General features: G+C 62.9%; 11 protein-coding genes and 1 pseudogene. 4 read left to right on the forward strand and 8 right to left on the reverse strand.

Annotation, left to right across the window (positions count from 1 at the left end):
• From ABIV12_RS17070 to ABIV12_RS17080, 3 genes and pseudogenes are all read left to right on the forward strand, one after another.
• Window positions 1-212: pseudogene (locus ABIV12_RS17070) on the forward strand (TetR/AcrR family transcriptional regulator); the annotation flags it as partial.
• Window positions 213-294: 82 nt separating this feature from the next.
• Window positions 295-2,667 carry a 3-hydroxyacyl-CoA dehydrogenase/enoyl-CoA hydratase family protein gene (locus ABIV12_RS17075; RefSeq protein WP_348061577.1) on the forward strand — a complete coding sequence of 791 codons (2,373 nt, stop codon included), beginning with the start codon at window positions 295-297 and terminating at the stop codon, window positions 2,665-2,667.
• A 148-nt stretch (window positions 2,668-2,815) separates the two neighbouring features.
• On the forward strand, window positions 2,816-4,012 hold the full coding sequence (locus ABIV12_RS17080; RefSeq protein WP_348061579.1) for an acetyl-CoA C-acyltransferase: 1,197 nt from the start codon (window positions 2,816-2,818) through the stop codon (window positions 4,010-4,012).
• Between the two features lie 48 nt (window positions 4,013-4,060).
• On the opposite strand, the gene ABIV12_RS17085 is transcribed toward ABIV12_RS17080, so the two are convergent.
• Entirely contained in the window at window positions 4,061-5,002 is a 942-nt protein-coding gene (locus ABIV12_RS17085) for a hypothetical protein (protein WP_348061581.1), read from the reverse strand.
• Between the two features lie 105 nt (window positions 5,003-5,107).
• Between ABIV12_RS17085 and ABIV12_RS17090 the strand changes: the two genes are divergently transcribed.
• Window positions 5,108-5,533: a hypothetical protein gene (locus tag ABIV12_RS17090; RefSeq protein WP_348061583.1), complete on the forward strand. Its 426-nt coding sequence runs from the start codon at window positions 5,108-5,110 to the stop codon at window positions 5,531-5,533.
• Window positions 5,534-5,551: 18 nt separating this feature from the next.
• Here the strand turns inward: ABIV12_RS17090 and ABIV12_RS17095 are convergent, their stop codons facing one another.
• The 7 genes from ABIV12_RS17095 to ABIV12_RS17125 form a co-directional block, all read right to left on the reverse strand.
• Window positions 5,552-6,730: an aminotransferase class V-fold PLP-dependent enzyme gene (locus tag ABIV12_RS17095; RefSeq protein WP_348061585.1), complete on the reverse strand. Its 1,179-nt coding sequence runs from the start codon at window positions 6,728-6,730 to the stop codon at window positions 5,552-5,554.
• A 21-nt stretch (window positions 6,731-6,751) separates the two neighbouring features.
• Window positions 6,752-7,636 (reverse strand): UTP--glucose-1-phosphate uridylyltransferase GalU, encoded by an 885-nt coding sequence (gene galU / locus ABIV12_RS17100; protein ID WP_348061587.1) that lies wholly within the window; start codon window positions 7,634-7,636, stop codon window positions 6,752-6,754.
• A gap of 29 nt (window positions 7,637-7,665) precedes the next feature.
• Window positions 7,666-9,549, reverse strand: a complete 1,884-nt coding sequence (locus ABIV12_RS17105; RefSeq protein WP_348061589.1) for a nucleoside-diphosphate sugar epimerase/dehydratase — start codon at window positions 9,547-9,549, stop codon at window positions 7,666-7,668.
• Window positions 9,536-10,666 (reverse strand): glycosyltransferase family 4 protein, encoded by a 1,131-nt coding sequence (locus ABIV12_RS17110; protein WP_348061591.1) that lies wholly within the window; start codon window positions 10,664-10,666, stop codon window positions 9,536-9,538. The genes ABIV12_RS17105 and ABIV12_RS17110 overlap by 14 nt, the downstream gene beginning before the upstream one ends.
• On the reverse strand, window positions 10,647-11,819 hold the full coding sequence (gene lapB, locus ABIV12_RS17115) for a lipopolysaccharide assembly protein LapB (RefSeq protein WP_348061593.1): 1,173 nt from the start codon (window positions 11,817-11,819) through the stop codon (window positions 10,647-10,649). The genes ABIV12_RS17110 and lapB overlap by 20 nt, the downstream gene beginning before the upstream one ends.
• Window positions 11,816-12,100 (reverse strand): LapA family protein, encoded by a 285-nt coding sequence (locus tag ABIV12_RS17120; RefSeq protein WP_348061595.1) that lies wholly within the window; start codon window positions 12,098-12,100, stop codon window positions 11,816-11,818. The genes lapB and ABIV12_RS17120 overlap by 4 nt, the downstream gene beginning before the upstream one ends.
• Window positions 12,101-12,263: 163 nt before the next feature.
• Entirely contained in the window at window positions 12,264-12,587 is a 324-nt protein-coding gene (locus ABIV12_RS17125; protein WP_348061597.1) for an integration host factor subunit beta, read from the reverse strand.
• Between the last annotated feature and the right edge of the window lie 85 nt (window positions 12,588-12,672).

Genomic DNA, 12,672 nt, shown 5'->3' on the forward strand with positions numbered 1-12,672 from the left:
GAGAGTTCGCGAGTGCGTTTTCCGCTCTTCTGCCGCATCTGGGGAAAGAGGAACTGTATTGGCGACTGGATATCGTCGCCGGAGCCCTGACCTATGCAATGGCCGATTTCGGAATGATCAAACGAAAAAACGACGTCAGCGAACAAAGTCATCGCGAACAGAGCGCGCGACACCTCGTGCGATTCGCGGCGGCGGGCCTGCGAGCCGATTGATTCCCTGCATCCGATCTTGTTTACGACAGCCAGCGAGCGGTCCAGACGGCCTCGCTCCACCCCGATATCCCGTGAGGTTTGAATGACCACAGTTCCGCTTCGTATCCGCAGGGCCGCCGTGCTTGGAGCCGGCGTCATGGGCGCGCAAATCGCTGCACACCTGGCCAACGCCGACGTCGAAACCCTCTTGTTCGATCTGCCGGCAAAGGACGGGGACAAGAACGGCATCGCGGTGAAAGCGATCCAGAACCTGACAAAGCTTTCGCCAGCGCCGCTTGCAGAGAAAACGAAGATCGCAGGAATCCGTGCTGCGAACTACGACGAGGATCTGGAAGCCCTGCGCAGCTGTGACCTGATCATCGAAGCCATCGCCGAGCGCCTCGACTGGAAAGTTGAGCTCTACCGGAAGATTGCGCCGTACCTCTCGGACTCCGTAGTCGTTGCGAGCAACACGTCCGGCCTCTCCATCCAGTCGCTTGCCGAAGCGTTGCCGGCCACGTTGCGACCTCGCTTCAGCGGCATCCACTTCTTCAACCCGCCCCGCTACATGCATCTGGTCGAGCTGATTCCGGACAGCCAGACCGATGGCGACGTCCTCGCAGGGCTCGAGACGTTCCTGACGACAACGCTCGGCAAGGGTGTCGTCCACGCGAAGGACACTCCGAATTTCATCGGCAACCGCATCGGCGTGTTCTCGATCCTGGCAACGATGCACCACACGGCTGCGTTCGGCCTTGCGTTCGATCTCGTCGATGCACTGACAGGTCCGGCCATCGGACGACCGAAGAGCGCAACATATCGCACAGCGGACGTGGTCGGACTGGACACGATGGCCCATGTCATCAAGACAATGGCCGACACGTTGCCCGACGATCCGTGGCATCCACACTTCCAGTCTCCGGCCTGGCTTTCCGCGTTGATCGCGAAGGGTGCACTGGGGCAGAAATCGGGTGCCGGGATCTACACCAAGTCGGGCAAGGACATCGTCGTGCTCGATCTGGCGAAGCAGGACTATGTTTTGGCTGGCGCCAAGCCAGCCGATGACGTCGCGAAGATCCTCGCCAACCGGAATCCAGCCGAGAAATTTGCCGCGCTGCGTGCATCGACGCATCCGCAGGCGCAATTCCTGTGGGCCGTGTTCCGCGATCTGTTCCACTACACGGCCTTCCACCTGGCGGACATTGCCGAAACCGCACGCGAGGTGGATCTGGCAATCCGTTGGGGTTACGGCTGGAAACTGGGGCCATTCGAAACTTGGCAGGCAGCCGGTTGGACCGACATTGCGACATGGATCGCCGAGGACATCGCAGCCGGCAAGGCGATGAGCGCCGCTCCGTTGCCGGAGTGGGTGTCTGGTGTCGACGGCGTGCATCACGCGTCCGGTTCGTACTCGCCACACTCGGGGAAAAACGAGCCGCGATCGAATCATCCGGTGTATCGCAGACAGCTCTTCCCCGATGCGTTGATCGGCGAGCATTTCGACACAGGAACGACCCTTTGGGAAAACGAAGGCGTGCGTTTGTGGTCGCTTGGCGACGATGGCGTTGGCATCGTGTCGTTCAAGACCAAGATGAACACGGTCAACGACGCCGTGCTCGACGGAGTGCAGCAGGCCATCGACTTTGCCGAAAAGAACCTCAAGGCGGTCGTGATCTGGCAGTCGGGCGATCAGTTTTCTGCGGGCGCCGATCTGAAGGGCATGCTTGGACTCGTGCAGGCGGGAAAGATCGATGCGCTGGAGTCGATGATCGCGAACTTCCAGCGAACGAGCATGCGGATCAAGTATGCGCTGGTGCCCGTCGTCGCCGCAGTTAGAGGTCTCGCGCTCGGTGGCGGGTGCGAATTCCAGATGCACACTGCGCGCACCGTCGCGGCTCTCGAGAGTTACATCGGCCTGGTCGAAGCCGGCGTCGGCCTGCTGCCCGCGGGTGGTGGACTGAAGGAGATCGCGGTGCGGGCGGCATATCGTGCTGTCGACGCTGATCCGTTCCCCGACATCAAGCGCATGTTCGAGCCTGTCGCGATGGCGAAGCTGTCGGGCAGCGCACTCGAAGCAAAGCAGATGGGTTTGTTGCGCGAGAACGACGTCGTCGTCTTCAACGCATTTGAACTGCTGTACGTCGCGAAGGCGGTGGCGTCGTCGCTCGCAGAGTCTGGCTACCGTCCACCGCTGCCTGGCAGCGACATTGTCGTCGCCGGCGAGACCGGAACGGCAACGCTCAAGATGATGCTTGTGAACATGCTCGAAGGCCGCTTCATCTCGCGGCACGACGACGAAATCGCGTCGCGCATCGGCGATGCATTGTGCGGCGGCGGAATCGAAAGCGGATCCCGTGTCGACGAGCAGTGGCTGCTCGACCTCGAACGCCGGCATTTTCTCGAACTGGCGCAGATGCCCGACACCCAGCAACGCATCCAGCACACGTTGACGACCGGCAAGCCGCTCCGGAACTGATATCCCGCGTTCGGCATTCGGATTCATCCATGGCAATCAAGACATCACCGGGGATTTTTTCGGAACGGGTTGCGTCGAACCGGGCGGATCCGCCCGGTTCGAAAACGACCCATTCCCGAATCCCGATCCCCGGCTTCCGGAGAAAGCAATGACCCGTCACATCCAGGATGCCTACATCGTCTCCGCCGTTCGCACGCCTGTTGGCAAGGCGCCCCGCGGCGTGTTCCGCAATACGCGCCCGGACGACCTGCTGGCGCATGTCATCCGCGCGGCGATCGCGAAGGCGCCGGGTATCAATCCGGCACACATCGGCGACGCAATCATTGGTTGCGCCATGCCGGAAGCCGAGCAAGGAATGAACATCGCGCGCATCGGCGTTTTGCTCGCCGGTCTTCCTGATGTCGTTCCGGGCGTCACCATCAACCGGTTCTGTTCGTCGGGCGTGCAGGCGATCGCGATGGCCGCGGACCGGATCCGGATGGGTGAGGCGGATCTCATGCTGGCCGGCGGCACTGAATCGATGAGCATGGTGCCAATGATGGGCAACAAGATCGCGATGAACCCGGCCGCATTCTCTGACGACAATGTCGCCATCGCCTATGGCATGGGCATCACGGCGGAGAAAGTGGCCGACCAGTGGAACGTCAGTCGTGCCGACCAGGACGCGTTTGCCCTCTCCTCGCACCGGAAAGCGCTCGCCGCGATTGCCGCGGGCGAATTCGCCGACGAGATCGCCCCCTTCACGCTGGCCGACCACTACCCTGACCTTTCAACCCGCACCATTCGCGACGATTCCCGCGTCATTTCCGTTGACGAAGGCCCGCGACAGGATTCGAGTCTTGAAGGTCTGGCAAAGCTGAAACCGGTGTTCCGCATGGGCGGAAGCGTCACCGCGGGAAACTCGTCGCAGATGTCGGATGGGGCCGGCGCTTTGCTGCTGGCCAGCGAACGTGCGGTGAAATCCTATGGCCTGACACCTCTGGCACGATTCGTCGGCTTTGCCGTTGCCGGCGTTCCGCCGCAGATCATGGGCATCGGGCCGATCGCTGCCATTCCGAAAGTGCTCGAACAGGCGGGACTGACGAAGGATCAACTCGACTGGATCGAACTCAACGAGGCGTTTGCGGCGCAGTCGCTGGCGGTGATCCGTGAAATCGGCCTCGATCCGGACAAGGTCAATCCCCTCGGAGGAGCCATCGCGCTTGGCCATCCGCTGGGCGCCACGGGAGCGATCCGCGCAGCGACGCTGATTCATGGACTGCGTCGCCGCAAACAGCGCTACGGCATGGTGACGATGTGCATCGGCACAGGGATGGGCGCTGCAGGGATTTTCGAAGCCCTTTGATCGAGCGGAGTGCGGCAAGCGTCGACAGTCGATGGTCGACAGCGGGGATCAGCGTGGTTCGCCGTCCTCGGCAACGCGCTCGACCCCGATCTGCACCCATCCGAGATTGATTCCGATGCGTGTGGCTTGCGGATTCGCCCACGCATACGAGATGGCCGCGCCGTTTGTATCATCGATGACAGAAAGTTTGAGGACGGGGACATTGCCCTCGCGATAGGTCATCCGCTCCAGACCCAGCGAATAGCCCGAGGGCTTGCCGTCCCGCCACGTCAAGGCGACACGACTGCCTTCGCTGCCGAGACGCACGGTGCGGTTCATGTGCCAGTCGTCGCCGCTGCCCCCACCCTTGGGGCCGCCGCCATTGATGGCCGCCCAACCTGCATACGTTTCGATCTTGCGCGCGTCTTCGCGTGCGTCTGCTCCGCGCGCCTGGTCGGCGTAAAGCCGAACATGCAACCACTCACCTTCGCGTTCCACCGCAATGGGCAACAGTGAAGCAGAGGCTCCAATGCCGGGGACGATCGCGGCACAGGCCGCTGCATCCGCCGCAACGCGGATCCCGCGTGCACTGGCGCTGCCGTGCATGGCACAGGCGTCCAGAGGCGCCCACTGTTTCTCATCGAAGGTGGACGCCGGGGCCGGGGCATCGACCAGCGGCCGATAGACGGTCAGGGACACGCCTTGATTGCCCGATGCCGATCGCCGCACGGCCCACGTGGCTTCGAGTTGCGGGGTCGCATCGTAACGGACATGCCAGATCGACCAGTCGGCTTTCAACGTCGACTGCAGCGTGAACACGACGTGCGGCGGAGCGAGGGAGGTGGATGCACCACCGACCGATACGACCTGCTCGTGATTGTCGAAGTCGCCGGCAAGGGGCATCGCATCCACCGCGGCTCCGGCGCCGGCTTGCCGCGGAGCGAGATGCTGCATCGTCGTGCAGGCCGACGACAGCAGAATGAACAGTGTCCACACCAATATTGATTTCATCGGCGCAGGATAGCAGTCGCGACCGACGCGGCGTTTCGGCGACAGGCGGTGCGCGACGAGCCAATTGCCTTCGCTATAGTGCGGCTGGCTTCGAGGAGGGGTGGCATGGCGGACGAAATCCAGCGCGCCGACCCGCAGATGCGGCGCACGACAAGCATTGCGCTCATCCTCGGCGTGCTCGCGGCGCTCGGACTCGTCGTCGTGTTCAAGTGGCGGCTGGCTGCCTGGGTCGCGGCGACGCCGACAGCGATGATTGTCACTGGACTGCATCGTGGCGCCGCCTATGCCCTGCTGGGGAGCGGTCTGTGCCTCTTGCTGCTGGGTGGTTACGTCGCGCGTCTGGCAACGCGCATCCGCCAGCAGCAGCGCTGGCCGCTCGACGGCGTGCGCGTTGTGCGCGATACACCGGTGCGCCGCGGCGCCGACGCGCTGCGCATCGGCCAATGGCTCAACATCACGGCGTTGGTCCTCACGCTGATTGCCATTGCCGCAGGGATGGTCAGTTGGCAATTGTTCGGGTCGATCCGCTGAATCGCTCGCGCTTCGCAGTCAGATTTGCGCCAGTGCACGCGCGAGATCGGCGATCAGGACATCGGCATCCTCAAGGCCGATGGACAATCGCACGAGGCTGAGTGCGGTACCGTTTGGCGACAGCAGTGGGGTGTCTTGCGGAAACACGGCGCACACCGGGAATGCCAGCGACTCGAAACCGCCCCACGACACCGTCATCAGGAATCGCGTGAGCGCATCGCAGAAGCGTTCGATTGCAGCGACGTCGACGACGTCGAGCTCGATCGTCACCAGGCCGCTTGCGCCGCGAAGTTGTTCGGCACCCAAGCCCAGCCGTGCGTTGCCGTCTGCTTGCGGGAAGTGGACACGCCGGATCTTCGGCTGCGCCTGCAGGAATTGCAGTACTTTCACCGTGGTTGCGGCGATGCGCTCCATTCGTACCTGCAACGTACGCATGCCGCGCAAGAGAAGCCATGCATCGTGCGGCGACAGGATCGCACCCAGCGTCATGTACGGTCCGCGAAAGACCTCTCGCAGCAATGCCTCGCTGCCGCACAGTGCGCCGGCCACCACGTCGCTGTGACCGTTGAGATATTTGGTCGCGGAGTGCGCAACCAGATCGATGCCGAGTGCAATGGGCGACTGGTTCAACGGCGTCGCATGGCTGTTGTCACACAGCGTGCGCACACCGTGCGCCTTCGCAATCGCGGCAACCGCGGCAATGTCCTGCTGTTCGAACGTCATCGAATTGGGCGTCTCCAGCACGATCAGCCGCGTGCTGGCCGTCAACGCCGATTCAAAATTCCCGCTCACCGTTCCGTCGACGAACGTCGTGGCGACCCCGAACCGACCGAGCAGATCGCGCAGCACGGCGCGCGTCCAGCTGTACGGCTTTGCGACGCACACCACGTGGTCGCCTGCCGACACGCTTGCGATCACTGCGGCCGACATCGCCGCAGCGCCACTCCCGAACATCAGACAATCTTCCGACCCCTCCAGTGCGGCGATCTTGCGTCGCAGGATCTCCACGGTCGGATTGTTCCCGCGCGTATACATGTGCAGGCCGAACTCGTCGCCGAACCCTTCGCGCATCGCGGCGACCGTCGGAAACGCGAAAATCGACGACTGCACGATCGGCGGAGACACCGCTCCGTGATGACGCGCGCGCTCCTCGCCGAGGTGATTGAGGATCCAGCTGAGGTCGGTAGGCTCGGTCACTTGCAGGACGAATCCGAACGATCAGATTTTCGACATCCATTCGCGCACCGATGGTGCGAGCGCCGGATCTTCCAGCGCCATATGCAGTGTCGCTTTCACCAGTCCGAGCTTGTTGCCGCAATCGAATCGCGTGCCTTCGAATCGATACGCCAGCACCGACTGACTCGACAACAGCGTTTCAATCGCATCGGTCAGCTGGATTTCGCCGCCCGCGCCTGGCGTCGTTTTCTCGAGCAGGTCGAAGATTCGACCTGGGAGTACGTAGCGACCCACAATCGCGAGATTGGAAGGCGCTACATCCGGCTTGGGCTTTTCGACGACGAGATTGATTCGCGCAGCCCGGTCGGAGAGCGGTGTCGCATCCACGATGCCGTAGCGATCGGTCTGGTCGCGCGGGACTTCCTCGACTGCAATCACTCCCGCGTCCTGTGCCGCCGCAAGTTCCGCCATCTGGCGCAGTGCGCCGGCGCGACCCGCGGAGGCGGCGCCATTCCAGATCAGGTCGTCCGGCAGGATGACGCCAAATGGCTCGTCACCGACGACAGGCTTCGCGCACAACACGGCATGCCCGAGACCCAGCGCCTCAGGCTGCGTGACGAACACGCACCGCACATGTTTGGGCAGCGTTCCCTGCACCAGCGCGAGAAGTTCATGCTTGCCCGACTGCGCCAGCTTCGCTTCGAGCTCGTACGCCTTGTCGAAGTAGTCGGAAATCGCGTGCTTGTAGCGGTTCGTCACGAAGATCAGAGTGTCGGCGCCCGCGTCGACCGCTTCATCGACCGCGTACTGGATCAACGGACGATCAAGCACCGGCAGCATTTCCTTCGCAACGACCTTGGTCGCCGGAAGAAAACGCGTGCCGAGTCCGGCGACCGGGAAAACGACTTTGCGCATACGTTTGCTCATGGAAGATTCCTCGTTGTTTCCCGACATGTTCACTGACGCGCACCGAGCGCGGCAACGACGCCTTTCGCAGGGGTTCCGCTCTCGAATTCCGGCAGCAACTGGTCGAGGATCCGCTGCAACGCGGGTTCGTCGAAGTCCCGCACGGCGGCCTCGCCGTGGCGCAACTGGGACGTCAGCGAATGCCACGCCATCGTCCTCGGCTGGGCCAGAAAGATCTTCGCGTTTGCCGTGTCGCTGTAGTCTTCCTGCGAGTGGAAAAGCTCTTCAAACAGTTTTTCGCCGGGCCGCAAGCCGGTGTAGACGATCGAAATCGCACCACTTTCATGCTTGCCTGCGAGGCGGATCATCTGCTCGGCAAGATCGCGGATCCTCACAGGCTCGCCCATGTCGAGTGCAAAGATTTCGCCGCCCTGCCCCAGCACGGACGCCTGCAGGATCAGCTGGCACGCTTCGGGGATGGTCATGAAGTAACGCGTGATTTCCGGATGCGTGACGGTGACGGGGCCGCCAGCGCGAATCTGTTCGCGGAATCGCGGCACGACGGAACCGGCCGAGTCGAGCACGTTGCCGAAACGAACCGTGATGAGGCGCACGCGCGACTGCTTCGCGAAATTCTGGCAGAAAATCTCGGCGACCCGCTTGCACGCGCCCATCACACTGGTCGGATTCACTGCCTTGTCGGTTGAAATGAGCACGAAGCTCTCGGCTCCGTGCCGATCGGCCGCCTCAGCCACTACGCGCGTCCCGAGCACGTTGTTGCGAAATGCTTCGCGCACCTGGCCTTGCAGCAGCGGCACGTGCTTGTAGGCGGCCGCGTGGAAGACGACTTCAGGATGCGCGCTCGCGAACATTCGCTCGCACGTCATTGCGTCGCCGCAGTCGCCAAGCCACGCGTTGAACAGCAGGTCCGGATAGTCGCGGCGCAATTCCTGCTCGATGGTGTACAGATTGAATTCCGACAGCTCCAGCACGGTGAGTGACTCGGCGCCGAGACGCGCGATCTGTCGACACAGCTCGGAGCCGATCGATCCACCGCCGCCCGTGACCAACACGCGCTTGCCCGCGAGTCGGGTGCGGATCGCGGTCCAGTCCAGTTGCACCTGTTCCCGGCCAAGGAGGTCCTCGATCGCCACTTCCTTGAGCTCGTTGAAGCTGGATCGTCCGGCGACGACGTCCTCGAGACGCGGAACGGTGCGGAACGGAAGATCGCATGACTCGCACAGATCGACGGCGCGACGCATCTGCGCCTTGTTGGCTGCGGGCATCGCGATCACGAGCATTTCGGCTGCGGTTTCGCGCGCGAGTTGCGGCAGCTGATCGAGCGTTCCGAGCACCGGTATGCCGTGCAAACGCGAGCCGCGCAGTTGTGCGTTGTCGTCGAGGAATCCAACAGGCGCATAGCGGTTCTCGCGGCGCAAGTCGCGCACCAGTGCATCGCCAGCCTTGCCGGCGCCGAGCACCAGCACACGCGTGCTGGGAGCGCGCGCCGTGAAATCGAGTCGGCTGTCTTTCCAGTAGCGATACAGCAGGCGCGGACCACCCAGCAGAATCGACAGCACCAGCGGGTAGATCGCAAGCACCGTCCGCGGGACGGTCACCAGGCGGTTATAGAGAAACAACGTGATTGCGATCGCTAACGCACCAAACAGACAGGCGCGAAAGATGTTCCAGATGTCGGGCATGCTCGCGAACCGCCAGAGCCCGCGGTACAGACCCGTCCACCAGAAAATCAGGCCCTGGGCAGCGAGCACCAGCGCCACTTCGTTGTCGAACAGAGCGAGCGGCGTCGGGATCGGCTCAAACGACCAGCGCATCATGCTCACAGTGGTCCACGCCAACCACACCATGAACATGTCGTGCGCGACGACCGCGAGGCGTGGATGGATGCCTGCCATCAGCTTACGTGGATGCACGGCGGCCCTCCCGGCGGAGACCGCGCAGGCATGCACGTTTTGCTGTGAACCACACCACGAAGCCAATCGCGTAGACGCTTCCTGCGGCTGCCAGCCCTTGTGCCGTTGTGTTTGCGGTGGACACGGTCGCGGGCGCCATGCGATTCATCCAGGCAACGACAGGGAGAACGATCAGGAGATTCCAGCCCATGTACATCGCAACCACCTTCGGGTGCGAATAGCCACGACGCACCAGCCATTGGTACAGGTGTTCGCGGTGGGCATTGTACCAATGGCGACGCTGCCACATCCGCGACAGCAGGGTGCAGGTGGCATCCGTGACGAATGCGGAACAGAGCGCGACTCCGCTTGCAACCGCGATTCCGGGAGTCGTCATCTGCCACAACACGACGATCGCGATCATCAGACCGACGACGCCGCTCCCCACATCACCCATGAAAATGCGCGCGTGCGGAAAGTTGAACGGAAGGAAGCCAGCAACGGACGCAGCCAGTGCCAGGATGCAGCCTGCTTGCCCCGGGTGTCCCGCACGCGCGCAGAGCAATCCCAGTGCAGCAAGAACGAACACGGCCTGCCAACCGAGCAATCCATCGATGCCATCCATGAAATTGTGCAGGTTGATGGACCAGACGATCGCGATGGCCGGGACCAGCGTGGCCAGCGAAAACAGGAGCCGCTGTGCGCCACGGGATTCATCGCCAAGCAATCCGAGGACTGCCGCGATCGCCGTGAACACAATGACAGCAGCGATGCAGTGCGCCGCAAATCGGGTCCGCGCCGACAACCCTCCGTGATCGTCGATCCACCCGACGGCGGCCACGAGGACCACCGCTGCGCCAACACCGAGAGCCAGTGGCCGGATCGCCCCGGTCACCACTGCAGCGGCGAACGCGACCACGACCAGCATGCCGGCGACAATGCCGATTCCGCCACCACGAGGCGTCGGAATCTGGTGGGATCGCCTCTGCCCGGGTGCGTCAAGCAGCCCACGACGATGGGCGTAAGCGATGCCGAGGTTCGTGCAGATCGCCGATATCACGAAAGCGCACGCGCTGACGGCCAGCCAGCCGAGCGACGACGAGGTCGCGATGTCGATGCTATTCGCCGACGACGCCATGGATCGGCCGCACCGAACCCCAGCTCTTGCAGCTGGGACATTGCCAGTGATGCGCTTTTGCACCGAAGCCGCACTGATTGCAGCGATACATGGCCTTTCCTTCGACCAGCTTGCGGGTGAGTTCCCGCAGGATCAGGAAATTCTCGCGCGCCTCCCCGCTCGCCGTGTGCAGGTTCACGTCGATCATTGCCATCAGCGCACGTACCGAAGGCCTCTCGCGCAGGATCCGGTTGAGGAATTTCACCGCAGCTTCCTCACCGCGGGTTTGCGCGTAGACCTTGGCGAGTGCGAGGACGGGAGACACGCCCTGATAGCGTTCGGTGATGTCGAGAAGGAAGTCCTCCGCGCGCTGCATCTGCTGCGCTCGCGCGTAGCAGTCGAGCAACGGCGAGAGGATTTCGGGGACATAGTCGACGTCCTGCGTCGCGACACGCTCGAACGCGCCGATGGCGGCTTTCAGATCGCCTGCCGCCGATTCGATATGGCCTTCGATCATGCTCGCGCGAACGCAGTCGCGCTGCGCAGCGAACGCATTGCCGATGTGCTCGCGCGCGTCCTCGCGCGCGCCCTGGCTGCGTGCCAGTTCCGCCAGCTCGCAGTGGAATTGCGCAATCAATGCGCCCTGCGATTCCCCCGTCGCCTGCTGCAGGCGCTGTGCGTTCTCGATCGCCTTGGCCCAGTCGCGTTCGTGCTGGTAGATGCCGATCAGATGCTTGAGTGCGGACGGGGCAAGCGCATCCATCGCGACCAGATCGGTGAACAGTGTCTCGGCGCGATCAAGCAGTCCGGCGCGCATGTAATCCTCGCCGAGCTCGAGCAGCGCGACCGTCTTTTCTTCCTGGCTCAGGTTCGGACGGGCGATCAGATGCTGGTGAACGCGGATCGCGCGATCGACTTCGCCCCGACGACGGAAAAGATTGCCAAGCGCCAGATGCGTCTCGACCGTGTCGCGATTGATGTCCGCCAACTTCAGGAAGACCTCGATCGCCTTGTCCTGCTGCTCGTTCAACAGATAATTGAGACCGCGAAAATAGCTGGTCGACAGCTCGCTCACCCGTGCGCCGGATCGTCGCTCGCTTTTGCGTCGGCCAAGTACCCAGCCCGAAAACGCAGCGATGGGCAGCAGCAGGAAGAGGAAGGCGAGTTCGTTCATCCGTCAGCACCTCGGCCGCCTGTCACGCCTGAGGTCTCCAGTGCACGGATATTCGCCCGTGCCCCACGCAGGTCACGCCGCAACCGGCGACTCTCTCCGACCCATGCCACGATACCGCCGAGCAGCCAGCCGATCGACAGTGCCACCAGCAATGCGGCCCCGATCGGAACCTCCCACTGCCAGAACTGGAAATCAACGACAACGCGCGCATCGTTGAGCGCGCCGAACAAGGCGCCGCCGGCAACGACCGTCAGGATCATCAGGATGGAAGCGAAGCGCATGGGCGGAGAGCATGGCCGGATGTGCGCATGATAAGCGGTCGACGACTGACTTCGCCGACTCGGAAGCGTCGCGGTCTCCATTGCACGTGGTCACGGGAGCCCGAAAGACCCACGGAGTGATTTCCCGATCGTGCCGGTCCTGATCGATCCTGAAGCCGTGGCGTCAGGCGAGCTCCGGCATGCTTTCAGCCAACGCTGGCCGCTCGGCCTTCTCGTTGACCCGTTCGCGCAATTCCTTGCCCGGCTTGAAATGCGGAACGTGCTTGCCCGGAAGCGCGACAGACTCGCCGGTCTTCGGATTGCGTCCCATGCGCGGCGGACGATAGTGCAGCGAAAAGCTGCCGAAACCGCGAATCTCTATCCGTTCGCCGGTCGACAGCGAAAGACTCATCTGCTCGAGAACGCTCTTGACGGCGAGTTCGACATCGTTTGCGGCGAGGTGTTTCTGCCGCAGCGCGAGCGCCTCGATCAACTCCGACTTGGTCATCGCAATGGACGTCAGTTTCCGGTTCAAAAAAACGCGCACCGTTACCGGTGCGCGCAGGAATCCAGCGGCGCGCGGTCATGCCGCA

It is taken from the genome of Dokdonella sp., assembly GCF_039926425.1.
GTDB lineage: Bacteria > Pseudomonadota > Gammaproteobacteria > Xanthomonadales > Rhodanobacteraceae > Dokdonella_A.

Coding starts and splice junctions, on each gene's coding strand:
- ABIV12_RS17075 (WP_348061577.1), top strand. CDS start 295: ATGACCACAGTTCCGCTTCGTATCCGCAGGGCCGCCGTGCTTGGAGCC.
- ABIV12_RS17080 (WP_348061579.1), top strand. CDS start 2,816: ATGACCCGTCACATCCAGGATGCCTACATCGTCTCCGCCGTTCGCACG.
- ABIV12_RS17085 (WP_348061581.1), bottom strand. CDS start 5,002: ATGAAATCAATATTGGTGTGGACACTGTTCATTCTGCTGTCGTCGGCC.
- ABIV12_RS17090 (WP_348061583.1), top strand. CDS start 5,108: ATGGCGGACGAAATCCAGCGCGCCGACCCGCAGATGCGGCGCACGACA.
- galU (WP_348061587.1), bottom strand. CDS start 7,636: ATGAGCAAACGTATGCGCAAAGTCGTTTTCCCGGTCGCCGGACTCGGC.
- ABIV12_RS17110 (WP_348061591.1), bottom strand. CDS start 10,666: ATGGCGTCGTCGGCGAATAGCATCGACATCGCGACCTCGTCGTCGCTC.
- lapB (WP_348061593.1), bottom strand. CDS start 11,819: ATGAACGAACTCGCCTTCCTCTTCCTGCTGCTGCCCATCGCTGCGTTT.
- ABIV12_RS17120 (WP_348061595.1), bottom strand. CDS start 12,100: ATGCGCTTCGCTTCCATCCTGATGATCCTGACGGTCGTTGCCGGCGGC.
- ABIV12_RS17125 (WP_348061597.1), bottom strand. CDS start 12,587: ATGACCAAGTCGGAGTTGATCGAGGCGCTCGCGCTGCGGCAGAAACAC.